Here is a 22,624-nt window from a genome sequence, read left to right as displayed (position 1 = left end):
CGGCAGGCCCCCTTGTCCCGACCGATCGTTCGGTTACTCTAGCCCTGACCGCTCATTCCTGCCCATGTTTCTGCCAGGTCATGAACTCGACGAAGAGTTCTCGAGACGAGGAGTTGGTCCCGCATGGCCGCCGACCTCACCGCGCACGACCTCATCGCCAAGCACCGGCCCACCCTCGACCAGGCGCTGGAAGCGATCCGCACCCGCGCGTACTGGTCCCCGCACCCCGAGCACCCCAAGGCCTACGGTGAGCACGGCAGCCTGGACGCCGCGGCGGGCAAGGCCGCCTTCGACGCCCTGCTCGGCTCCCGCCTCGACCTCGGCCAGCCCGGCACCGACGACTGGGTGGGCGAGGAGGTCTCCCCGTACGGCGTCGAGCTGGGCGTGAGCTACCCGCACGCGGACCTCGACGTGCTGCTGCCCGCCATGAAGGCCGGGCAGCGGGCCTGGCGGGACGCGGGCGCGGAGCTGCGCGCGGCGGTCTGCCTGGAGATCCTCAAGCGGATCAGCGACCGGACGCACGAGTTCGCGCACGCGGTCATGCACACCTCCGGCCAGGCGTTCATGATGGCGTTCCAGGCGGGCGGCCCGCACGCGCAGGACCGCGGCCTGGAGGCGGTGGCGTACGCGTACGCGGAGCAGGTCCGCACGCCCGGGACGGCCGAGTGGACCAAGCCGCAGGGCAAGCGCGACCCGCTGGTGCTGACCAAGCGGTTCACGCCCGTGCCGCGCGGGATCGGCCTGGTCATCGGCTGCAACACCTTCCCCACGTGGAACGGCTACCCGGGCCTGTTCGCCTCCCTCGCCACCGGCAACGCGGTCCTGGTCAAGCCGCACCCGCGCGCGGTGCTGCCGCTCGCGCTGACCGTGCAGGCGGCGCGCGAGGTGCTCGCCGGGGCCGGCTTCGACCCGAACCTGGTGGCGCTGGCCGCCGAGCGGCCCGGCGAGGGCATCGCCAGGACGCTGGCGCTCCGCCCGGAGATCCGGATCATCGACTACACCGGATCGACGTCGTTCGGCGAGTGGCTGGAGGCCAACGCCCGCCAGGCCGAGGTCTACACCGAGAAGGCCGGCGTCAACACGGTGATCGTGGAGTCGACCGACGACTACCGGGGCATGCTGTCCAACCTGGCCTTCTCGCTGTCGCTGTACAGCGGCCAGATGTGCACCACCCCGCAGAACCTGCTCGTCCCGCGCGAGGGCATCACCACGGACCAGGGTCCCAAGTCGTACGACGAGGTGGTGGCCGACCTCGCCCGGGCCGTGGACGGCCTGCTCGGCGACGACGCCCGCGCGAACGCGCTGCTCGGCGCGATCGTCAACCCGGACGTGAAGGCCCGCCTGGAGGCCGCCGCCGGTCTCGGGGAGGTCGCCCTCGCCTCGCGCGAGATCAGCAACCCCGACTTCCCCGGCGCGGTGGTCCGCACCCCGGTGATCGTCAAGCTGGACGGCGCCAAGCCGGACGCCGAGGCGGCCTACATGAGCGAGTGCTTCGGGCCGGTCTCCTTCGCCGTCGCGGTCGACTCGGTGGCGGACGCGGTGGCGCTGCTGCGGCGCACGGTCCGCGAGAAGGGCGCGATGACGGTCGGCGCGTACACCACCGACCCGGAGGTCGAGGAGGCCATCGAGGAGGTCTGCCTGGAGGAGTCGGCCCAGCTGTCGTTCAACCTCACCGGCGGGGTGTACGTCAACCAGACGGCCGCCTTCTCCGACTTCCACGGCTCCGGCGGCAACCCGGCGGCCAACGCGGCCCTGTGCGACGGGGCCTTCGTCGCCAACCGCTTCCGGGTCGTCGAGGTGCGCCGGGAGGCGTGAGGACCGCCCCGCGGGCGCGTGCCTCCGGGGCGCCCGTCTACGGCACGCGCGGTGCGCCCCCGGTGGCGCTCCAGTGGTACAGCGTCATGGCCACACTCGTGGCGAGGTTGTAGCTGGAGACCTGGGGGCGCATCGGCAGGGACACCAGGTGGTCGGCTCGCGCGCGCAGGTCGGCGGAGAGCCCGCTGCGCTCGGAGCCGAAGGCGAGCAGCGCCTCGTCCGGCAGCTCCAGGCCGCGGATGTCCTCGCCCTCCGGGTCGAGGGCGAACACCGGACCGGACGGCAGCTCGCCGACGGCGAGCCGTTCCACGGCGGTCGCGAAGTGCAGCCCCGCCCCGCCGCGCACCACCGTCGGGTGCCAGGGGTCCAGCGTGCCGGTGGTGACCACCCCGGTCGCCCCGAAACCGGCCGCCAGCCGGATCACGGCCCCCGCGTTGCCCAGGTTGCGCGGGTTGTCCAGGACCACGACCGGCGCCGTGCGGGGGCCGTGCGCCAGCTTCTCCAGGTTGTCCGCGCGGGAGGGGCGTACGGCCAGGGCGGCCACGGCGGTCGGGTGCGGGCGCGGGACGAGGGACGCGTAGGCCGCCTGCGGGACCTCCGTGAGCAGCGCCTCCAGGGCGCCCCGGACGTCCGGGGCGAGCTCGTCGGCGAGGGCCAGCGCCGCCGCCCGGTCGGCGGTGACCGCCACCGGGATCACGGCCCCGAAGCGCACGGCGTGCTTGAGGGCGTGGAAGCCGTCGAGCAGGACGCAGCCGGCGGCCAGCCGGTGCCAGGCGGTCACGGGCTCGGGCAGGCCCACGGCGGGATCGGTCATGCCGGGAAGCCTACGTGCGGGCGCTCGGGCCGCTCCTCGGCCCGCGGCCCGGACCCGGCTTCCCGGCCGCCGCGCCGGACCAGCCGGCCGCGCACGCGTGCCGCCCGCCCGCCCACCCGGCGCAGGAAGGCCGTCGGCAGGAACACGGCGTCCGCCGCGATCATGGCCAGCGAGAAGAACGGCAGGCCCAGGACCACGGCGATCACCGCGTGCTCGGTCATCATCACGGCCAGCAGCACGTTCTTGACCCGCCGGTTGAACAGCGTGAACGGGAAGGCGACCTGCGCGGCGACCGTCCCGTACGTCACGAGCATCACCACGGTGCCGCTGGCGGACAGCAGATCGGCCAGGGCGGGCCAGGGCGAGAAGTACTCCAGGTGCAGCGGGTAGTAGACGGCGGTGCCGTCCTGCCAGCGGGAACCCTGGATCTTGTACCAGCCGGCCGCCGCGTAGATCAGGCACGCCTCCGCCATGATCACCAGCAGGGCGCCGTTGTGGACGACGTTGGCGACGACGTCGAGCAGGACGCGCGGCTGCCCGGTCCGCGCGCCGCGACCGGCCAGCCACCACAGGGCCTGCGCCAGCCAGGCGCCCCACAGGACCGCCGGTATGAGCCAGTCCCCGTCGAACCGGCCGGCCAGCGCGGCCGCGGCCAGCACCAGCCCGAACACGCCCCACAGCAGCGGGCCGGTCCGGTCCACGACCCGCTCCCCCCGCGCGCGTGCCGCCCGCTCCCGCCGCTCCCGCCGGGCGTCCAGCGACCAGACCCGGCCACAGCGTGTGAACACGAGGTAGATCGACATCAGGTGCAGCACGTTGTCGCCGCCGTCGCCCATGAAGACGCTGCGGTTCTGCAGCGACAGCACCCCGACCATGAACAGCACCGACAGGGTGCGGGTGCGCCAACCCAGCGCCAGCAGGGCGGCGGCCAGCAGCGCGAACGCGTACCCCGCCTCGAACCACAGCCGGCCGTCCGTCCACATCAAGGCGGTGAACGCGCCGTTGACACTGATCAGCTGCTCGGCCAGGTCCCAGCTCCACGGGCCGTCGGGCCCGTAGAGCTCGTGGCGGTGCGGGAACTCGCGCAGCAGGAACAGCAGCCACGTCAGGGCGAAGCCGATCCGGACCACGGCGCTCTGGTACGGGCCCAGCGGCGCTTCGGTGACGCGCGCGATGCCGCGCGACAGGCCCAGGACGGCCCGGTTCACCGCACACCTCCCCGGGCCTCGGCCTCCGGCACCGGCCACCACGGCAGCTCCCGGTACACCGGTGCCGTCGCGACCCGCTCACGGCTCCACTCGGGCGCCGGCACGGTGGTGGTGCGCGAGCGGAACTGGACGCGCTGCACGACACCGCCGGGACCGGCCGCGTCCTCCCGGCCGAGACGCAGCACCGCGATCCGGCGCAGGTACGTCTCGGCCAGCGCGCCGCGCATGCCGACCGGGCGGTTGTCGGCGCCGTGCGTGGCGACGAAGAAGTCCCAGGCGCGGCGCAGCTCGTTCTGCTGGGTGTGGCTCGGCAGCGGGTTGCCGTCGATGGCCCGGCCGTCCTGGGCGGACAGGTCGTACCAGCCGGTGGTGCGGATCGCGCCCTCCGCCGTGCGCACGTCGGCCCGGACCTGCACGGCGATGTTCTGCTGCAGCGGGTTCGGCGCGAACAGCTTCCAGTTCTGCTCGAACTCCGGGTAGATCCAGTCGTCGATCACCCGGCCGTGCTCCTTGGTGACGGTGTTCGACGGCGCCACGTGCAGGAACGTGAAGACGAGGTGCGCGCAGACCCCGGCGGCGACGACGGCCAGCGCCACGGCGGCAGCGATCCGGTAGGGCAGGGAGAGGGCGGCCACGCCGGTACGGGGTGAGGCGGGCGGGGGGTCCAGGGGTACGGGCGAGCAGCCGGACGGGCCGAGGGGTGCCGGTGGTGGGGCCGGTGGCGTACGCGGGCCGGAGGGCGCGGGTCCGGCCGGTTCCGCCGGCTCGGTGCCTGCGGTCGGCCCGGTACCTGCGGTCGGCTGGGTGCCTGGGGTGGGCCCGGAGGGCGCGGGTCCGGTCGGTTCCGTCGGTTCGGTGCCTGCGGTCGGCTCGGTGGGCTCAATGGTTCCGGTCGGATCGGTGGTCCCGGTCGGATCGGTGAGCCGGGGCGGCTCACCGGGCCCGGCGGACCCGGCCGGCCCGGGGCCGGTCGACCCGGGTCCGGTCGCGTCCGTCGGCCCTGGCGAGTGCGTCGGCCCTGGCGCGTCCGCCGGCCCGGCCGGCTCCGTCGGTTCGTGCCGCGGATCCGAGCCGTTGTCGTACGCGTTCATTCCGCCCCGTTCCCCGATCCGGTCCGTCGTTCAGTCCGCCCGGCCGCGGGGCGTCGTACACCTGCGCCGCCACCGCACGGCACCGGCACGGGCACGGTATCCAGGCCCGCCCGCCGGGCACAGCCCCCGCCCGCCGGCCCTGCCGTGGCCATCGCCACACCGCGGCGGGTCACCCGCGCGGCGGTGGAGGACGGCGGCGGTGCGGCCCGCCGTCCACAGCGGTCCCTCGCCCCTGCCCCCACCGGGACCCCCGCAGGTTATCCACAGGCGAGCCCGCAGGTTGTCCACAACGGTTGACACCTTACGGCCGCCGTCTCACCATGGAATCGCACGAACCGAACGATCGGTCGGGAGTGTGTTCCCGGCAGAGCCCAGGTCGAGGGGGACTCATGGCGACAGCAGCCGCGCACGAGACGGCCCGTAACCAGGCACACGGCGCACCGGACACCGCCGACGACACCACCGGCTACCAGCGCGCCTTCGACGCGGCCGTGGCCGCCGACGAGCGCATCGAGCCCCGCGACTGGATGCCGGACGCCTACCGCGCGACGCTGGTCCGGCAGATCGCCCAGCACGCCCACTCCGAGATCATCGGCATGCAGCCGGAGGCCAACTGGATCACCCGCGCCCCCTCGCTGCGCCGCAAGGCCATCCTCATGGCCAAGGTGCAGGACGAGGCCGGGCACGGCCTGTACCTCTACAGCGCCGCCGAGACCCTCGGCGTCGGCCGCGACGAGCTGCTCGACAAGCTGCACACCGGCCGGCAGAAGTACTCCTCGATCTTCAACTACCCCACGCTGACCTGGGCGGACGTCGGCGCGATCGGCTGGCTGGTGGACGGCGCCGCGATCACCAACCAGGTGCCGCTGTGCCGCTGCTCGTACGGGCCGTACGCGCGCGCCATGGTCCGCATCTGCAAGGAGGAGTCCTTCCACCAGCGCCAGGGCTACGAACTGCTGCTCGCGCTCAGCCGCGGCACCCCGGAGCAGCACGCCATGGCACAGGACGCGGTGAACCGCTGGTGGTGGCCGTCGCTGATGATGTTCGGCCCCCCGGACGACGCCTCGCAGCACTCGGCGCAGTCGATGGCCTGGAAGATCAAGCGGCACTCCAACGACGAGCTGCGCCAGCGCTTCGTCGACATCTGCGTCCCGCAGGCCGAGTCCCTGGGCCTCACGCTCCCCGACCCGGAGCTGAAGTGGAACGAGGAACGGGGCCACCACGACTTCGGCCCGATCGACTGGACCGAGTTCCAGCAGGTCCTCAAGGGCAACGGCCCCTGCAACGAACAGCGCCTGTCCCAGCGCAGGCGGGCCCACGAAGAGGGCGCGTGGGTCAGGGAGGCGGCCGCGGCCCACGCGGCCAAGCACAGCAGCGGCACCACCGGCGAGCGCGAGGAGGCGCGGGCATGACCACCACCGACTGGCCCCTGTGGGAGGTCTTCGTGCGTTCGCGCCGCGGCCTGTCCCACACCCATGCCGGCAGCCTGCACGCCCCCGACGCGGAACTCGCCCTGCGCAACGCCCGCGACCTCTACACCCGCCGCGGCGAGGGCGTCTCCATCTGGGTCGTCCCGTCGTCCGCGATCACGGCGTCCTCACCCGACGAGAAGGACCCGTTCTTCGAACCGTCCGCCGACAAGCCCTACCGGCACCCGACGTTCTACGAGATCCCGGAGGGGGTGCAGCACCTGTGACGACCCCGCAGACGACGGCCCCCGCGACAGCCGTCCCCGCCCAGGCGGCCCTCGCGCTCGGCGACGACGCCCTGGTGCTCTCCCACCGCCTCGGAGAGTGGGCCGGGCACGCCCCCGTCCTGGAGGAGGAGGTCGCCCTCGCCAACATCGCGCTGGACCTGCTGGGCCAGGCCCGCGTGCTGCTGTCGATGGTGGGCGACGAGGACGAACTGGCCTACCTGCGCGAGGAGCGCGCCTTCCGCAACCTCCAGCTGGTGGAACAGCCCAACGGCGACTTCGCCCACACCATCGCCCGGCAGCTGTACTTCTCCACCTACCAGCACCTGCTGTACACCGAACTCGCCGCGGGCGACGGCCCGTTCGCGCCGCTGGCCGCGAAAGCCGTCAAGGAGGTCGCCTACCACCGCGACCACGCCGAACAGTGGACCCTGCGCCTCGGCGACGGCACGGACGTCAGCCACCGGCGGATGCAGGCCGCCGTCGAGGCGCTGTGGCGCTACACCGACGAGCCGTTCCAGCCGGTGGAAGGCCTCGACGCCGACCGGGCGGGCCTGGAAGCCGCCTGGCTGGAACAGGTCGGGGACGTGCTGCGCCGGGCCACCCTGACCGTGCCCGAGGGACCGAGGTCGGGAGCGTGGTCGGCGGGCGCCGGCCGGCAGGGCCTGCACACCGAGCCCTTCGGACGCATGCTGGCCGAGATGCAGCACCTGCACCGCAGCCACCCGGGGGCGACATGGTGACGGTCACCGCGCTCGAAGCCGAGCTCCTGGACCTGGCCGGCTCGGTCCCCGACCCCGAACTGCCCGTCCTCACCCTGCGCGAACTGGGCGTGGTGCGCGCGGTGCGGATCCGCGGCACGGACGCGGTCGAGGTCGACCTGACCCCCACGTACACCGGCTGCCCGGCCGTCGAGGCGATGTCCCTGGACATAGAGCGGGTGCTGCGCGAGCACGGCGTGCGGGAGGTCAGCGTCCGCACCGTGCTCGCACCCGCCTGGTCGACGGACGACATCACCGACGAAGGCCGCCGCAAACTGCGGGAGTTCGGGATCGCACCGCCGCGCACGCGACGCGAGGACGGCGGCCCGGTCACCGTGGCACTCGGACCGACCCGCACGCTGAGCACGCCCGGCACGCCCCCCGACCCGGACCCCGTCCGCTGCCCGCACTGCGGCTCCGCGGAGACCGAACTGCTCAGCCGGTTCTCCTCCACCGCGTGCAAGGCGCTGCGCCGGTGCCTCGGCTGCCGCGAACCGTTCGACCACTTCAAGGAGTTGTGATGGCACGCTTCCACCGGCTCCGGGTGGCCGCGGTAGACCGGCTCACCGACGACTCCGTGGCCCTCACCCTCGCCGTGCCCGCCGGACTCCGCGAGGAGTACCGCCACGCCCCCGGCCAGCACCTCGCCCTGCGGCACACCGTCGACGGACTGGAGATACGGCGCACGTACTCGATCTGCTCCCCGGCACCGGACGGCACCGGCCCCGCCACCCTGCGGGTCGGAGTGCGGCTGGTCGAGGGCGGCGCCTTCTCGACGTACGCGCTGAAGGAGATCGTCGTCGGGGACGAGCTGGAGGTGATGACCCCGGCGGGCCGGTTCACGCTGGAGCCGGCCCCCGGCCTGTACGCCGCGATCGTCGGCGGCAGCGGGATCACCCCCGTGCTGTCGATCGTCTCGACCCTGCTGGCCCGCGAGCCGCGGGCACGGTTCTGCCTGATCCGCAGCGACCGGACGTCCGCGTCGACGATGTTCCTGGAGGAGGTCGCCGACCTCAAGGACCGCTACCCGGAACGGCTGCACCTGGTCACCGTGCTCTCCCGGGAGGAACAACAGGCCGGGCTGCCCTCCGGACGACTCGACCAGGAACGGCTGACCGGGCTGCTGCCGGCGCTGCTGCCCGTGGACCGGGTCGACGGCTGGTTCCTGTGCGGACCGTACGGCCTGGTGCAGGAGGCCGAGCGGACCCTGCGGGCCCTCCAGGTGCCGCGCGGCCGCATCCACGAGGAGATCTTCCACGTGGACGCCGCCCCGGCCTCCTCCGTCACGACGGCTCCGGCACACAGCACGGTCACCGCACGGCTCGACGGACGCGGCGGAACCTGGCCCGTCCAGGACGGCGAATCCCTGCTGGACACGGTGCTGCGCAACCGGCCCGACGCGCCCTACGCCTGCAAGGGCGGCGTGTGCGGCACGTGCCGGGCCTTCCTGGTCTCGGGCGAGGTGCGCATGGATCGCAACTTCGCCCTGGAACGGGAGGAGACGGAAGCGGGATACGTGCTGGCCTGCCAGTCGCATCCGGTGACCGAGAGGGTGGAAGTGGACTTCGACCGCTGAGCACTCCCACGAAGCCCCTCTTCGGCGGGGCTCCCGCAGGGACCCCCGCCGCGTCAGCGTCCCGCTACAGGACGAAGCCCGGCTGCCCCTCGTCGGTGACGACGGGGCGGCCCGCGGCCTCCCACACCTGCATGCCGCCGTCCACGTTCACCGCGTCGATGCCCTGCTGCACCAAATACATGGTGACCTGCGCCGACCGGCCGCCGGAACGGCAGATCACATGGACACGGCCGTCCTGCGGCGCCGCCTCGGTCAGCTCGCCGTAACGGGCCACGAACTCACTGATGGGGATGTGCAGCGCCCCTTCGGCGTGGCCGGCCTTCCACTCGTCGTCCTCCCGGACGTCCAGCAGGAAGTCGCCGTCCTTGAGGTCCCCGACCCCGACCGTGGGCACACCAGCTCCGAATTGCATACCCCCGACGCTACCCGACGTGCGCACCTCCGCTAGCCCAGCAGTGCGGCCAGCTCCGCCTCACGCCGGGCGACGTCGCCGAGCAGCTGCCGGGCGATGTCGTCGAGGAGCCCGTCGGGGTCCTCCGGGGCGAGCCGGAGCATCGAGCCTATGGCGCTGTCCTCCAGCTCCTTGGCGAGCAGGGTCAGCAGCTCCTTGCGCTGAGACAGCCACTCCAGGCGCGCGTACAGCTCCTCGGCACGGCTCGGGCGCGGTGCCGGCTCCGGACCCGCGGCCCACTCCTCGGCCAGCTCCCGCAGTTCCGCCTCGTCACCGCAGGCGTAGGCGGCGTTGACACGGGTGAGGAACTCCTCGCGCCGCGCCCGCTCCTTCTCCTCCTGCGCCAGGTCCGGGTGCGCCTTGCGGGCCAGGTCGCGGTAGAGCTTGCGGGCCTCGTCACTGGGCCGTACCCGCCGCGGGGGCCGCACCGGCTGGTCCGTGAGCATCGCCGCCGCCTCCGGGAACAGGCCCTCGCCGCCCATCCAGCCGTGCAGCAGCTCCTCGACGCCCGGGACGGGGATCAGGTGCGCCCGCAGTTCCTGGGCCCTGCGGACGTCCTCCGGGTCGCCGGTGCGGGCGGCCCTGGCCTCGGCGATCCGCGCGTCCAGCTCCTCGAGACGGGCGTACATCGGGCCGAGCTTCTCCTCGTGGAGGCGCGAGAAGTTCTCCACCTCGACGCGGAAGGTCTCCACCGCGATCTCGAACTCGATCAACGCCTGCTCGGCGGCCCGGACGGCCTTCTCCAGCCGCTCCTCCGGGCGGGACTGCTCAGCTTCCGGGGTCGTCACCCGACCAGCGTAGGCCACGGGGCGGGTGGGCTCGGCTTCCGGCGGGGCTGGGCTGGGCTGGGCTGCACCGCAAATCTCCGGAACTTCCTGAGGGGGCTCCCCTCCCCCTCCCCCCTCCCCTCCCTCCCCCTCGACCTCCAAGCCCGCCCCCTCACACCCCCAGCTCAGCCGCCACCTTCCCCGCCCGCACCGCCGCCACCAGTTCCGCGTGGTCGGCCTCGGTGCGGTCGGCGTAGGAGACCGCGAAGGCGGCGATCGCCTCGTCGAGCTCCTCGCTCTTGCCGCAGTAGCCGGCGACGAGGCGCGGGTCGGCACTGTGGGAGTGGGCGCGGGCCAGGAGGGCGCCGGTCATACGGGCGTAGTCGTCTATCTGGTCGGCGGCCAGGGCCGCGGGGTCCACGCTGCCCTTGCGGTTGCGGAACTGGCGGACCTGGAAGGGATGGCCGTCGACCGTCGTCCAGCCCAGCAGGACGTCGCTGACCACCTGCATGCGCTTCTGGCCCAGGACCACCCGGCGGCCCTCGTGACCGGCCGGCGGTGTCTCGAAGCCGGCTGTGGCCAGATGGGGCAGCAGCGCCGAGGCGCGGGCCTCCTTCACCTGCAATATGAGGGATTCGCCGCGGTGGTCGAGCAGGAGGACGACGTACGAGCGGGTGCCGACGCTGCCCGTGCCGACGATGCGGAACGCCACGTCGTGGACGGCATGGCGGGCCAGCAGGGGCAGGCGGTCCTCCGGCAGGGTGGTCAGGTACTCCTCCAGGGACTCCGCCACGAGCGCGGCCTCCACGTCGGGGACGGGCCGCAGTACGGGCGGGGCGGCGACGAAGCGGCGTCCGCCGTCCTCGGTGGTCTCGGTCGATTTGGCGGCGAAGCGTCCGCTGGTGTTGTGGCGCGCCTTCTCGGAGACCCGTTCGAGCGTGCCGAGCAGGTCGTGGGCGTCGGTGTGGGAGACCAGTTCCTCGTCCGCGATGGCGTTCCACGCGTCCAGGACCGGCAGCTTGGCGAGCAGCCGCATGGTGCGGCGGTAGGCGCCCGCCGCGTCGTGGGCGGCCTGGCGGCAGGTGTCCTCGTCCGCGCCGGCCTCCCGGCCCGCGAGGACGAGCGAGGCGGCGAGGCGTTTGAGGTCCCACTCCCAGGGGCCTTGGATCGTCTCGTCGAAGTCGTTGAGGTCGATGACCAGGCGGCCGCGTGCGTCGCCGTAGAGGCCGAAGTTGGCCGCGTGGGCGTCGCCGCATATCTGGGCGCGGATCCGGGTCGTGGGGGTGCGGGCCAGGTCGTGGGCCATGAGGCCGGCCGAACCCCGCAGGAAGGCGAACGGGGTGGCGGCCATCCGGCCGACCCGGATCGGGATGAGGTCGGGGAGCCGTCCGCGGTTGGACTCCTCGACCGCGGCCACCGTGTCGGGCCGGGCGGAGTCCAGGTCCAGCGTGGCGTGCGCGTGGCGCGGGACCTGCTTGCGTCGCGCCTTCCCCTCGTCCTTGGGCGAGTCCTCGGCGGGCCATGCGGCGAACCCGCGCACCCGCGGCAGCCGGCGTGCCGCCCCGCTTACGACGGCCGCCCCCCTGCTGCCGGCCGCCGTCCGGCCCTCGGCGTCGCCCGCCTCCGACTGCCCCGCTCGCGGCTGCTCCGTCTCCGGCTGCCCCGCCCCGGTCCGCTTCGTCCGATCGGCCTCCGGCTTCTTCGCTCCGGTAGCCTCCGCACCGACCTCGGTCACCGCGACCGCCTCCCCCCGCACGCACGAACATCAACTCGTGTCGACGGTACAACCGGGCGGCGGAGCGCGTCAGACCCTGTGGACAACTCCGCTGATGTGGACAACTCCACGGATGTCCCCTGCCCCGCCCCGGCCACGACCGTCATGGTCGACCCGGCCACGACCGTCACGGTCGACCCGGCGGTCACTCGACTCGGCCACCGGCGAAGGCCGGTCCGTCACCACCCGACCAGGCCGTCACCCTCGACTCCGCCTCCGACTCCGACACCGGCTCCGTCCCCGACACCGGCTCCCCCTCCGTCACCGGCCCCGCCGCGGTACCGGCACCCGGCACCGCCGCCCCCGTCGCCTCTCCGACCCGCGCGCCGGACTCCGCGAGCACCCGCTCGGCCCGGTCCGCGGCGATGTCGAGCCGGGCGAGCACCGCCGGCACGGCGATGCTGGGCAGCATGTGCTCGAAGAGCACGATCACCCGGCGTTCCAGATCCTGCCGCTGGCAGCGTAGTTGCGACAGCAGCTGCACCCCGGAGAAGGAGCCGACCAGCAGCTCGGCGGTCTCGGCCGCGTCGACGTGCGGGAGCAGTTCGCCGCGTTCCCTCGCCTCGGTGAGCAGCTGCTTGTTCTGGTCGATCCACATCTGGAAGGCCGGGGTGCGGTCGAGGTCCATGGCGCCCTGGTCGAGGGCGAGGCCGACGCTGGCCCGCACCAGCGGTTCGCACCGCAGCCGCTGGGCCATCACCAGCCCGGAGTCGACGAGTTCCTGCAGCTTGCTCGGCTGCGGGGGCAGCGAGATCGCCAGTTGCTCCGCGAAGACACCGAGCGCCAGTTCCTCCTTCGAGGCGAAGTGGAAGTACAGCGCGCCTTTGGTGACCCCCGCCCGCTCCAGGATCTCCCCGATGGTGGCCGAGGTGTAGCCGCGTTCGTCGAAGACGGCCGCGGCCGCCTCCAGGATGGTGCGCCGGGTTCGGATCGCGCGCTCCTGTCGCGCCATCGGGTGCCTCCTGCTCTCCGTGGATCTGAGCGGCGTCTCCGTCTGTTCGACGTCTCCGCCGGCTCGCATGTGCGTCTGCTGTGCCGACGCCCGCCCCGCACCAGCATGAGACTGTGCCCGGCAGCGGCGTCCCTGTCCCCGACAGCGGCTCTGTGGCTGCGCAACGTCACTGCGGCGCGGGCCTGTTGCTCGGCCCAGCGGCTCGGCGCACCCTTTGAAAAAAACCGGCCCGTCCGTATCTTAGTGCCACGCCGACCGTAGTCAGGCAGCCGATGCTGGGAGTTCCTCATGCCCTCTACAGCCCCTCTCTCCCTGCCCACGGACGACAAGGCCGGACAGGGTGACGGTCCGACGAACCCCGTGGCCGACCGGACACCCCCACCCACCGGCCACGGAGACACCGGTTCCACCAGGACCACCGGATCCACACGACTCACAGGCCTCACCGGATCCACAGACCCCACAGGCCTCACCAGGTCTGCAAACTCCACAGGAGTCACAGGCTCCCTAGACCTCACAGGCCCCATAGGGCCCGAAAACCCCACCGGACCCAGTAGAACCCCGGCAATCCCCGGCACCCCCGCCCGAAGGGTCACCCCCGAGCTCGCCCACCGCCCCCACGAGTCGGACGTCTTCCCCGCTCACTGGCGCCGCCTGTCCGACACCCGCTTCCTCGTCACCGCGTACTGGCCCCCGGTCCACCGTTTCTTCTCCCCTCCCGACGACCGGCACCAGGACCCCATGGTCGTAGGAGAAACGTTGCGGCAGACCTCGATGGTGCTCGCGCACGCCGAGTTCGGGGTCCCGGAGGACACCCATTTCGTCATGTGGGACATGTCCGTGTCCCTCGCCCCGGACGCCCTGCGGCCCGCCGACGCCGCCCAGCCGGTCGCCATCGAGGTCGTCTGCTCCGAGGTGCGGCGCCGGGGGCGCGGCCTGAGCAGCATGCGGACGACGATGGAGTTCCGCCGCGCGGGCCGCCTCGTGGCCCGCGGCACCGGCAGCACCGGCTGCACCTCGCCCCTGGCCTACCGCCGCCTGCGGGGCGCCCGGCTGGACGCCCTGGCGGCCCTGGGCGTCCCGGTGCCGCCCCCGCCCGCCGTACCGCCCGAGCTGGTCGGCCGGAGCCGGCCCGAGGACGTCGTCCTGGCCCCCGCCGACCGCCCCGGCGTGTGGCGGCTGCGCGTCGACACCGGCCACCCGGTCCTCTTCCCGCGCCCCAACGACCACGTACCGGGCATGGTCCTGTTCGAGGCGGCCCGGCAGGCCGCGACCGCGGCGACGGGCCGGCGTCCGTTCCTGCCGAGCGGGATGACCGTCGCATTCCACCGCTACGCCGAACTGGACAGCCCCTGCTGGATCGCCGCCGAGGTGCTCGACAAGGGCCCGGACGAGGTGGAGGTCCGCGTGTCGGGGCAGCAGGACGGCGAGGCCGTGTTCAGCGCCACGCTCTCCTGCGAGCCGGACGCCCCGGTGCGGTCCCTGCCGTGACGGTCACCCTCCTGCTCACGGGCGCCGGCGGCTTCATCGGCAGCCGGGTCGCGGACGCGGCACGCCGACGCCCCGGCGTCCGCCTGCGCGCCCTGTCCCGCCACGCACCACCGAGCCCCGCCGACGCCCGCCCCCGGACCGGCACCGGAACCGGAACCGGTCCCGGAACCACCGCCGAAACCGCCACCGCCACCGAAGCCGTGATCCCCGGCGACCTGGCCGACCCGCCGTCCCTGCGCGACTGCTGCGCCGGAGCGGACGTGCTCGTGCACTGCGCCTCGGTGGTCGGCGGTGACCCCGACGTCGCCGCCGCCGTCAACGACGCGGGCACCCGGGCGCTGGTCGAGGACGCGGTGCGCCACGGCGTGCGCCGGATCGTCTACGTGAGCACGGCCGCGGTCTACGGCCGGGGGCCGTTCCGGGCGCTGCGACCCGGCGGGGCGCCGCTCGCGCCCGTGTCGGCCGCCAGCCGCACCCGGGCCGCGGCCGAGCGGCACGTCCTCGACGCGGGAGGCCTGGTGCTGCGCCCGCATCTCGTGTACGGCGACGGCGACCGCTGGGTGGTGCCCGGACTGATGGGCCTGATGCGGGAGTTGTCGGCGGCCGTGACGGGGTGCGAGGCGCTGCAGTCGATGATCGACGTGGAGACGCTGGGCCGGGCCGTGGTGGCCGCGGCCCTGTCCCCGGCGCACGGGCCGGGTGTGCACCACGTCAACCATCCCGAGCCGGTGCCGGTCGCGGAGCTGGTCGAGGCCGTGTGCGCGCGGGTCGGGCGGCCCGGCGGCGGGGCGGTGGTGGACGTCGCCACCGCCCTGGAACGCGCCGCCGGGTCACCGCGCGCGCTGCATCACCTTTCGTTGCTCACGGTCGACCACTGGTTCGCGGACGACGGTTTCTGGAAGGACCTGGACTGCGCTCCGGGCGACGGCTTCGCCCGCACGTTCACGCGCTCGGCACCGTGGTACCGCTCCCATCTGCGAGCTTCCTGATCACCCGCAGCTCCTCGGGCCCGGGCCCCAGCCCGGCGCCCCCGGCAGGACGCGCGCCCGCACCATGCCCGGACACCGCACCATGCCCGGACACCGCGCCACACCCGGACACCGCGCCACACCCGGACACCGCGCCACGCCCGGACACCGCACCACGCCCGGACACCGCCCCTCGCCCGCGCTCCTCCCGCCGCCCGTGCAGCAGAACGGGCAGTTCCTGGTGCCCCGTGGAGATGATCGACCGCAGCCGCCGCGGGGGACGGGCCGGGTCGGCCAGGGCCAGGTGCGGGAAGCGGGCGAAGAGGGAGGCCAGGGCGGTCGTGGCCTCGGCCATGGCGAGCGACCGTCCCAGGCAGTGGTGCACGCCGTGGCCGAAGGAGATGTGGTCGCGGCTGGTGGGCCGGGTGAGGTCGAAGCGGTCGGCGTCCGGGCCGTGCCGCTGCGGGTCGCGCCCGGCGGCGGCGAAGGACACGACGACGGGGTCGCCCTGGGGGATGGTCAGCCCGGGCTCGATCTCGATGTCCTCGACGGCGTAGCGCAGGCCCGACATCGCGCCGGGCGCCTCGTGGCGCAGGGACTCCTCGACGGCGTCCTCCCAGGTCGCCCGCCCGGAACGGACCAGGGCGAGCTGGTCGGGGTGGGCGAGCAGGCTGTGCACGGTGTTGTCGATGAGGTTGACCGTGGTCTCGAACCCGGCGGTCAGCAGCAGGATCAGATTGTCCATCAACTCCTGTTCGGTCATCGCGCCTTGGTCGTGGGCGGCGATGAGGGCCGTGGTCAGGTCGTCGCCGGGGCGGGCGCGCTTGGCGCCGAGGAACGCCGTCAGCGTCGCGTAGAGGTCGAGGTTGTTGGCCTGGGCGTCCTCCAGGGAGATCTCGGTGTCGAAGAAGCGGTTGATGATGCGGTAGAGGGCCTGGCGGGGGCCGTCGGGCCCGTCCGGCTCGCGCGGTACGCCGAACAGCTCGCACACCACCTCGTGCGGTACCGGCGCGGCGAACGCGGCGCGCAGGTCGACGACTTGGCCCGCCGGTATCCGTGCGAGGTCGTCGAGGGCGCCGTCGACGACCTCCCGGATGCGCGGGAGCAGGGCGTCGACGCGGCGCTTGGTGAACGCGGCGGCCATCGGCTTGCGCAGCCGGGTGTGGTCGGTGCCGTAGGCCGTGATCATGTTGCGCACCGACACCCAGATGGCCAGCGGCCAGGTCCGCGAGACGTCCCCGTTGATCCACGCCGGCCAGTGCCGGTACGCGTCCTTGCTGACCAGCGGGCTGGCCAGGAGGCGCTTGTTCAGCTCCAGACCGGTGACCCACCAGGCCCGGACGCCGCCGGGGAGTTCGACCTCGACGGCGGGGCCCTGTTCCCGGATGCGGGTGATCTGGCCGTAGAGGTCCTGGCCGGACGGGTCGATCGCGAGGAAGGGGCAGGGCTGCTGTGCCATGACGCATCGCTCCTTGGTCCGTGGACTGGGGAACCATCGTGCGTTCCGGACCGGCCCGGGAAACCAGTCAACCGGTATGTTCTGGCCATGGCTTTCGCCACAGTGAGGCGGAAGCCGGCCTACCGCTGCGCCGGCACACGGACCCGGCGCGGGTCCCCCGCCCCCGCGCACGCCCCGCTGCTCCACGCCTGCTCGCAGCGCCGGCGCAACGCCCGTACGGCGCTCCTCACGCCCGCAGATACGCCAGGACCGCCAGCACCCTGCGATGGCCGTCGTCCGTCGGCGGCAGGTCCAGCTTGGCGAGGATGCCGCTGATGTGCTTGCCCACGGCCGCCTCGGAGACCACCAGGTCGCGGGCGATCGCCCCGTTGGACCGGCCCTGCGCGATCAGCGCCAGCACCTCCCGCTCCCGCGGGGTGAGCCGCTCCAGCGGGTCGCGGCGCCGGCGCAGCAACTGCCGTACGACCTCCGGGTCGACGACCGTGCCGCCGGCCGCCACCTCGCACAGCGCCCCGACGAACTCCTCGACCTGCCCGACCCGGTCCTTGAGCAGGTAGCCGACACCGGTCCCGTCACCGGAGTCGAGCAGGTCGGAGGCGTACGTCCGCTGCACGTACTGGCTGAGGACGAGGACGGGCAGGGCCGGCCGCTCCCGGCGCAGCCGCACGGCCGCGTGCAGGCCCTCGTCCTGGAAACCGGGGGGCATGCGGACGTCGGTGACCACGATGTCGGGGGAGTGCTCCCGGACGGCGCCGACGAGTGCCTCGGCGTCGCCGACCGCCGCGACGACCTGGTGTCCGCAGCGGCCCAGCAGGCCGACGAGCCCTTCCCGCAGCAGCACGCTGTCCTCGGCCAGCACTACGCGCAGGGCTCGGTCGGCTCGCACGGGACGCACGGGACGCAAGGGATCTCCACACGCAGCAGGGTCGGTCCGCCGGGCGGACTGGACAGGGCGAGTGTGCCATCGAGCACCGACACCCGGTCCGCGAGTCCGGTCAGCCCGCTGCCCGCCCCGGCCTCGGCGCCGCCCCGGCCGTCGTCGCGGATCTCCAGCACCAGCCGCCCCCCGCGGTGCCCGCCGCCGACCCGCGCCCGGCTCGCCCCGCTGTGCCGGGCGACGTTGGCGAGCGCCTCGCAGACCACGAAGTACGCGGCGGCCTCGACGGCCTGCGGGAGCCGCCCGGGCAGGTCCAGGCCGACGTCGACGGGGACGGCGGAGCGGTCGGCGGCGTCGGCGACGGCGGCCGCGAGGCCGTAGTCGGCGAGGACCTTGGGGTGGATGCCGTGGACGAGTTCGCGCAGTTCCTCCAGCGCCCTGCCCGCCTCGGCGTGGGCCCTGGCGAGCTGCTCGGCGAGGGGTCCGGGCGGGGCGTCCAGCCGGGCGAGGCCGAGCATCATCGTCAGCGCCACCAGCCGCTGCTGCGCCCCGTCGTGCAGGTCGCGTTCGATGCGCCGCCGCTCCGCCTCGAAGGCGTCCACCAACCGCACGCGGGAACGGGTGAGTTCGACCACCCGGTCGCCCAGGTCGCCGTCGCGCGGGGCGATCAGCAGCCGGGTCAGCCCGGCCCGGGCGCCGGCCGCGACGCCCAGGAGGTAGGCGCCCAGGGCCAGCAGCACCAGGCCGAGGACGGCGACGGCGCACGCGGCGGGCCAGGTGGTCACCGTCCACTGCTTGAGCACCTTCACCTCCCGCCCGTCGCCCGCGGCGGCCAGGAGCAGCGGGGTGGCCGCCACGGACGCCGGGGCCAGCAGGACGACGGTCAGCGCGAGGGCGTCGACCGGCCACAGCAGCCCCGCGAACAGCAGGGCGAAGCCGAACTCCCGCCAGGTGGCCCGCTCCCGCAGCCGGGTCGCCAGCCAGGCCCGCAGGCCCGCGGCGGCGGGCGTCCGGTGCCGGCCGGGGGCCGGGTCCGCGTCGACCAGGCGCAGCCGGCGCCGCTCCACCGCGGCCACCGGCAGGCCCGCCAGGGCCGTGAGGACCAGCAGCGGCAGCCCCACCAGGACGACGGCGAGCACCCCGCCGAGCACCGCGGCGCTCGCGATCCCGGCGAGCGCGAGGAGGCCGGTCAGCGCGCCGGTGAGCAGGTAGGCGGCCGACCGCCAGGGCCACGCCGACAGCAGGTAGCCGGGGCGGGGCAGGGCCTGCCACACGGTGCGAGGGTCCATGCGGATCACCGTAGGAGCCCGCCGCCCCGCGGGCCATCGGCCCGGCACGAGGTTCGGGGGTAGGTCTGGCCCTACCCCCGCTCTAGGCCCTGCCGCACTGCGCCGGACGGGCCCCGGACGGTTTCGTGGAGGCATCAGGAGACCGGCGGGAAAAGGGAGTTGGGGCAGGTGGGACAGACGCACGGCGAGGCCGTCGCACTGCGGTCCGTCAGCAGGCGGTACGGCTCGGGGGAGAGCGCGGTGACGGCGCTCGACGCGGTCTCGCTCGCCTTCCCCCGGGGGACGTTCACGGCCGTCATGGGCCCCTCCGGCTCCGGCAAGTCGACCCTGCTGCAGTGCGCCGCCGGCCTCGACCGGCCCACGTCCGGGTCGGTGACCGTGGGCGGCACCGACCTGACCGGGCTGAGCGAGCGGCGGCTGACGCTGCTGCGCCGCGAACGCGTCGGGTTCGTCTTCCAGGCCTTCAACCTGCTGCCGTCGCTGACCGCCGAGCAGAACGTGGCGCTGCCGCTGCGCCTGGCCGGCCGGCGGGTGCCCCGGGCGCGGGTGCGCGAGGTGCTCGACCGGGTCGGCCTCGGCGAGCGGGCGCGGCACCGGCCCGGCGAGCTGTCCGGCGGCCAGCAGCAGCGCGTCGCCCTGGCCCGCGCCCTGATCACCCGCCCCGAGGTGCTGTTCGGCGACGAGCCGACCGGTGCCCTCGACACGCGGACCGGCGGCGAGGTCCTGGCGCTGCTGCGCGCCGTGGTGGACCGGGAGGGCCGGACGGTCGTCATGGTCACGCACGACCCGGTGGCCGCCTCCCACGCCGACCGGGTGGTCTTCCTCACCGACGGACGCGTCCACGGCGAACTGGCCGGCGCGGACGCCGCCGCCATCGCCGCCCGCATGACCCGGCTGGAGACCCACCCGTGTTGACCGTCACCGGGCACACCCGACCCATCGGGCACACCCGACCCACCGAACACACCCGTCTCACCGGAGACACCCACATCGGTCCCACTGAGCCCATCCGTCCCACCGGGCGCACCCGCCCCATCCCCCGGACCGGCTCCACCGGCGGCTTCACCACCCCGGCCCCGGACACCACCCTCCACACCCCACCCACCCCGCCCACCCCCCGCACCGCCTCCACCACCCCCACGCCCCGCCCGGAGGCCCGCCCGTGCTGACCGTCACCCTGCACACCCTGCGCACCCGCTGGACCGGCTTCGCCGGCAGCTTCACCGCCCTCGCGCTGGGCGTGGCCCTGCTCACAGCGACGGGCCTGGCGCTGGCCGCCTCGCTGGACGCCCCCGGCCGCGCGCCGCAGCGGTTCGCCGCCGCGCCGGTCGTGGTGCGGGGCACGGACACCCTGCGGGTGCCGACCCCGGCCGGCGACCGGGTGCGGCCCCTGGACCGGCCCCGGCCGGTGCCCGCCGGGACCGTCGCCGCGCTGCGCGGGCTGGGCACCGTGGTCGAGGACCGGTCGTTCCCGGTGCGCGCCGCGGGCGCCCCCGCCGACCTGGTGGGCCACCCCTGGTCCACCGCCGCGTTCGCCCCGTACACGACCGTCGCGGGGCGCGCGCCGCGCGCGGCCGGCGAGGTGGCCGTCACCGGCGGCTGGGCGCGGCCCGGCGACCGGATCCGCACCGACCGGGGCACCGTGCGGGTCGTGGCCGTCCTGGCCCCGCGCGGCTTCGAGAACGCCGTCTTCCACACCGACGCCCACGCCGCCCGCCTCGCGCCGGACAGCGTCCAGCTGGTGGTGGACGCCGACCCGGCGGCCGTCCGCGCGGTGGTGGGCGGCAGCGCGCAGGTCCTCACCGGGGACGCGCGCCGCCGCGCGGACGCCGGTCCCGACCGGGACCGCGAGGCCCTCACCGCGCTGAACGCCCTGTTCGGCACGGCCGGCGGCGTCACCGCCTTCGTGTCGGTGTTCGTCGTGGCGTCCACCTTCGCGTTCGCGGTCGCCCAGCGGCGCCGCGAGTTCGGCCTGCTGCGCGTCACGGGCGCGACGCCCGGACAGCTGCGCCGCGCGGTGCTCGCCGAGGCCCTGGCCGTCGGCGTCCCCGCCTCGGCGGCCGGCTGCCTGCTCGGCGCGTACGGCGCCCCGCACCTGGTCGCGCGGGTGGTGGACGGCGGCCTGGCCCCCGCCTGGTTCACGCTCGGCGACCACGCCTGGCCGTACCACGCGGCCTTCTGGACCGGCCTGCTCGTCGCGCTCGGCGGGGCGGCCGCCGCGTCCTGGCGGGCCGGGCGCACCGGGCCCCTCCAGGCGCTGCGCGAGGCGTCCGTGGACAGCGGCGTCCTGACCCGGGGCCGCCTGCTGTCCGGTGCGGCCCTGCTGCTGGCGGCGGCCGTGACGCTCGCCCGGGCCCTGGCCTGCGACCCGGGCGACCTGCTGCACCGCAAGACCTACGTGAGCCGCCCGATGCTGCTGATCACCGCGGTGGCGCTGCTCGCCCCGGCGCTGGTGCGTCCCCTGGCCCGGCTGCTGGCCCGGCTGCCCGCCCGGCTGCCGGGCGCCACCGGTGTGCTGGTGCGGGAGAACGCGGCCGCCGGGGTGCGGCGCGGTGCCGCGGTCGCGGCGCCCGTCCTGGTCACGGTGGCCCTGGCGGGTTCGCTGCTGGGCGCCACGGCCACCCTGGACGAGGCGAAGGCCGCCGAGACGCGGGAGCGCACGGCCGCCGCGTTCGTCGTCACCCCGCCGGGCGGCGCCGGCTTCGACGGGGCGACGCTGCGCGCCCTGCGCGCGGTCCCCGGCGCCGAGGTGTCGGCGAGCGCCTCCAGCACCGTCCACGTCCTGGAGGACGGCGTGGCCCTGACCGGCCGGCCCGCCCGGGCCGCCGACCCGGACGCCCTGGCCGCCACCGCGCGCCTGCCGCTCACCGCCGGCCGGCTCGGCGACCTCGACGACGGCTCGATCGTCGTCGACGAGGAGTGGGAGCGGCACACCGTCGGCGAGCGGGTCCGGGTGTGGCTCGCCGACGGCACGCGGCGGACCCTGCGGATCGCCGCGGTGACGGCCACCGGCACCGGCGACAACGGCGTCTACGTCACCCCCCGCAACGCGCCCGGCGCCCCCGTCGACCGGGTCGACGTCGCCCTGGCCGACGGCGCCGGCGCGGACGCCGTGGCCGCCGGGCTGCGCGAGGCGGTGCGGGCCTCCGGCGGGCGGGTGCTCACCCGGGAGCAGTGGCTGGACGCGGTCCGTCCCCGCACCGACCGCGCCACCCGGCTCGGTCTCCTGCTGGTCCTCGGCATCGCGCTGCTGTACACCGGCATCTCGCTGGTCAGCACCATGGTCATGGCGGCCTCCGACCGGGTGCGGGACCTGGTCGCGCTGCGCCTGGCCGGGGCCACGGGCCCGCAGGTGCTGTGGACGGTGGCCGCCGAGGCGCTCCTGGTGGTCGCGGTCGGGGCGCTGCTCGGCCTGCTGGCCGCCGCGCTGAACCTGGCCGGCATGGGGGCGGCCCTGGCCCTGCTGTCGGTCCCGGCGGGCCTCCGGCTGCCCTGGACGGCCCTCGCCGCGACCACGGCCGCCTGCGCGGTCCTCGCCGTCGTCGCCTCGGTCGTCCCCGCCGGTCTGCTCCTGCGCCGCCGGGCGGTCGCGGGGGCGGGACTGCGGGAATGACGGTCCGTGAGATAGGTCACGGCCG

At 74.7% G+C, this 22,624-nt stretch carries 20 protein-coding genes; 10 read left to right on the top strand and 10 right to left on the bottom strand.

All coding sequences use genetic code 11. The annotated features are described in order from the left end of the window. Positions 1-123: 123 nt before the first annotated feature. The gene (paaN, locus tag ACIF8T_RS06950; protein ID WP_400031969.1) at positions 124-1,815 is read left to right on the top strand and encodes a phenylacetic acid degradation protein PaaN; all 1,692 of its coding nucleotides are present in this window, start codon (positions 124-126) and stop codon (positions 1,813-1,815) included. A 37-nt stretch (positions 1,816-1,852) separates the two neighbouring features. Here the strand turns inward: paaN and ACIF8T_RS06945 are convergent, their stop codons facing one another. From ACIF8T_RS06945 to ACIF8T_RS06935, 3 genes are read right to left on the bottom strand one after another with little or no spacing between them, the layout of a single operon-like run. Next, positions 1,853-2,629 (bottom strand): TrmH family RNA methyltransferase, encoded by a 777-nt coding sequence (locus tag ACIF8T_RS06945; protein WP_400031967.1) that lies wholly within the window; start codon positions 2,627-2,629, stop codon positions 1,853-1,855. Next, positions 2,626-3,837 (bottom strand): HTTM domain-containing protein, encoded by a 1,212-nt coding sequence (locus ACIF8T_RS06940; protein ID WP_400031965.1) that lies wholly within the window; start codon positions 3,835-3,837, stop codon positions 2,626-2,628. Before ACIF8T_RS06940 ends, ACIF8T_RS06945 begins: the two co-directional genes overlap by 4 nt. Next, on the bottom strand, positions 3,834-4,472 hold the full coding sequence (locus ACIF8T_RS06935) for a DUF5819 family protein (RefSeq protein WP_400031963.1): 639 nt from the start codon (positions 4,470-4,472) through the stop codon (positions 3,834-3,836). Before ACIF8T_RS06935 ends, ACIF8T_RS06940 begins: the two co-directional genes overlap by 4 nt. Positions 4,473-5,317: 845 nt before the next feature. On the opposite strand from ACIF8T_RS06935, the gene paaA reads away from it, so the two are divergent. Genes paaA through paaE form a run of 5 tightly spaced genes read left to right on the top strand, consistent with a single transcriptional unit; the run spans position 5,318 to position 8,958 of the window. Then, positions 5,318-6,340, top strand: a complete 1,023-nt coding sequence (gene paaA / locus ACIF8T_RS06930) for a 1,2-phenylacetyl-CoA epoxidase subunit PaaA (RefSeq protein WP_400031961.1) — start codon at positions 5,318-5,320, stop codon at positions 6,338-6,340. Beyond that, a complete protein-coding gene (paaB, locus tag ACIF8T_RS06925; protein ID WP_344015335.1) occupies positions 6,337-6,624 on the top strand; it encodes a 1,2-phenylacetyl-CoA epoxidase subunit PaaB in 288 nt (95 codons plus the stop codon). Before paaA ends, paaB begins: the two co-directional genes overlap by 4 nt. Next, entirely contained in the window at positions 6,621-7,364 is a 744-nt protein-coding gene (gene paaC / locus ACIF8T_RS06920) for a 1,2-phenylacetyl-CoA epoxidase subunit PaaC (RefSeq protein ID WP_400031959.1), read from the top strand. Before paaB ends, paaC begins: the two co-directional genes overlap by 4 nt. After that, positions 7,358-7,903, top strand: coding sequence for a 1,2-phenylacetyl-CoA epoxidase subunit PaaD (paaD, locus tag ACIF8T_RS06915; RefSeq protein WP_400031957.1), 546 nt, complete (start codon positions 7,358-7,360; stop codon positions 7,901-7,903). The genes paaC and paaD overlap by 7 nt, the downstream gene beginning before the upstream one ends. Beyond that, positions 7,903-8,958: a 1,2-phenylacetyl-CoA epoxidase subunit PaaE gene (gene paaE / locus ACIF8T_RS06910; RefSeq protein WP_400031955.1), complete on the top strand. Its 1,056-nt coding sequence runs from the start codon at positions 7,903-7,905 to the stop codon at positions 8,956-8,958. Before paaD ends, paaE begins: the two co-directional genes overlap by 1 nt. 64 nt (positions 8,959-9,022) lie before the next feature. On the opposite strand, the gene ACIF8T_RS06905 is transcribed toward paaE, so the two are convergent. The 4 genes from ACIF8T_RS06905 to ACIF8T_RS06890 form a co-directional block, all read right to left on the bottom strand. Then, complete coding sequence (locus ACIF8T_RS06905) at positions 9,023-9,352, bottom strand: rhodanese-like domain-containing protein (protein WP_400032361.1); 330 nt, start codon at positions 9,350-9,352, stop codon at positions 9,023-9,025. 50 nt (positions 9,353-9,402) lie between these two features. Then, positions 9,403-10,197: a hypothetical protein gene (locus ACIF8T_RS06900; RefSeq protein WP_400031953.1), complete on the bottom strand. Its 795-nt coding sequence runs from the start codon at positions 10,195-10,197 to the stop codon at positions 9,403-9,405. A 151-nt stretch (positions 10,198-10,348) separates the two neighbouring features. Then, positions 10,349-11,725, bottom strand: coding sequence for a DUF2252 domain-containing protein (locus tag ACIF8T_RS06895; protein WP_400032359.1), 1,377 nt, complete (start codon positions 11,723-11,725; stop codon positions 10,349-10,351). 370 nt (positions 11,726-12,095) lie between these two features. After that, positions 12,096-12,902, bottom strand: a complete 807-nt coding sequence (locus ACIF8T_RS06890) for a ScbR family autoregulator-binding transcription factor (RefSeq protein WP_400031951.1) — start codon at positions 12,900-12,902, stop codon at positions 12,096-12,098. A gap of 567 nt (positions 12,903-13,469) precedes the next feature. Here ACIF8T_RS06890 and ACIF8T_RS06885 point away from each other — a divergent pair. Further along, entirely contained in the window at positions 13,470-14,393 is a 924-nt protein-coding gene (locus ACIF8T_RS06885) for a ScbA/BarX family gamma-butyrolactone biosynthesis protein (protein WP_400032357.1), read from the top strand. Then, complete coding sequence (locus ACIF8T_RS06880; protein WP_400031949.1) at positions 14,390-15,382, top strand: NAD-dependent epimerase/dehydratase family protein; 993 nt, start codon at positions 14,390-14,392, stop codon at positions 15,380-15,382. The genes ACIF8T_RS06885 and ACIF8T_RS06880 overlap by 4 nt, the downstream gene beginning before the upstream one ends. On the opposite strand, the gene ACIF8T_RS06875 is transcribed toward ACIF8T_RS06880, so the two are convergent. From ACIF8T_RS06875 to ACIF8T_RS06865, 3 genes are all read right to left on the bottom strand, one after another. Then, positions 15,336-16,820: a cytochrome P450 gene (locus tag ACIF8T_RS06875; RefSeq protein WP_400031947.1), complete on the bottom strand. Its 1,485-nt coding sequence runs from the start codon at positions 16,818-16,820 to the stop codon at positions 15,336-15,338. The two genes, ACIF8T_RS06880 and ACIF8T_RS06875, sit on opposite strands and share 47 nt — an antisense overlap. 226 nt (positions 16,821-17,046) lie before the next feature. Then, positions 17,047-17,706: a response regulator gene (locus ACIF8T_RS06870; protein WP_400031945.1), complete on the bottom strand. Its 660-nt coding sequence runs from the start codon at positions 17,704-17,706 to the stop codon at positions 17,047-17,049. Next, on the bottom strand, positions 17,679-18,986 hold the full coding sequence (locus ACIF8T_RS06865; protein ID WP_400031943.1) for a sensor histidine kinase: 1,308 nt from the start codon (positions 18,984-18,986) through the stop codon (positions 17,679-17,681). The genes ACIF8T_RS06870 and ACIF8T_RS06865 overlap by 28 nt, the downstream gene beginning before the upstream one ends. Before the next feature lie 168 nt (positions 18,987-19,154). On the opposite strand from ACIF8T_RS06865, the gene ACIF8T_RS06860 reads away from it, so the two are divergent. Together ACIF8T_RS06860 and ACIF8T_RS06855 are read left to right on the top strand one after the other, a co-directional pair. Beyond that, positions 19,155-19,901, top strand: coding sequence for an ABC transporter ATP-binding protein (locus ACIF8T_RS06860; RefSeq protein WP_400031941.1), 747 nt, complete (start codon positions 19,155-19,157; stop codon positions 19,899-19,901). A 247-nt stretch (positions 19,902-20,148) separates the two neighbouring features. After that, the gene (locus ACIF8T_RS06855) at positions 20,149-22,599 is read left to right on the top strand and encodes an ABC transporter permease (protein WP_400031939.1); all 2,451 of its coding nucleotides are present in this window, start codon (positions 20,149-20,151) and stop codon (positions 22,597-22,599) included. Positions 22,600-22,624 lie beyond the last annotated feature (25 nt).

The organism is Streptomyces sp. NPDC085946 (genome assembly GCF_044540485.1).
GTDB lineage: Bacteria > Actinomycetota > Actinomycetes > Streptomycetales > Streptomycetaceae > Streptomyces.
Note: the sequence above shows the minus strand (reverse complement) of the source record. Positions and strands in the feature narration are given on the sequence as shown.

Coding starts and splice junctions, on each gene's coding strand:
- paaD (WP_400031957.1), top strand. CDS start 7,358: ATGGTGACGGTCACCGCGCTCGAAGCCGAGCTCCTGGACCTGGCCGGC.
- ACIF8T_RS06945 (WP_400031967.1), bottom strand. CDS start 2,629: ATGACCGATCCCGCCGTGGGCCTGCCCGAGCCCGTGACCGCCTGGCAC.
- ACIF8T_RS06865 (WP_400031943.1), bottom strand. CDS start 18,986: ATGGACCCTCGCACCGTGTGGCAGGCCCTGCCCCGCCCCGGCTACCTG.
- paaA (WP_400031961.1), top strand. CDS start 5,318: ATGGCGACAGCAGCCGCGCACGAGACGGCCCGTAACCAGGCACACGGC.
- paaN (WP_400031969.1), top strand. CDS start 124: ATGGCCGCCGACCTCACCGCGCACGACCTCATCGCCAAGCACCGGCCC.
- paaB (WP_344015335.1), top strand. CDS start 6,337: ATGACCACCACCGACTGGCCCCTGTGGGAGGTCTTCGTGCGTTCGCGC.
- paaE (WP_400031955.1), top strand. CDS start 7,903: ATGGCACGCTTCCACCGGCTCCGGGTGGCCGCGGTAGACCGGCTCACC.
- ACIF8T_RS06875 (WP_400031947.1), bottom strand. CDS start 16,820: ATGGCACAGCAGCCCTGCCCCTTCCTCGCGATCGACCCGTCCGGCCAG.
- ACIF8T_RS06890 (WP_400031951.1), bottom strand. CDS start 12,902: ATGGCGCGACAGGAGCGCGCGATCCGAACCCGGCGCACCATCCTGGAG.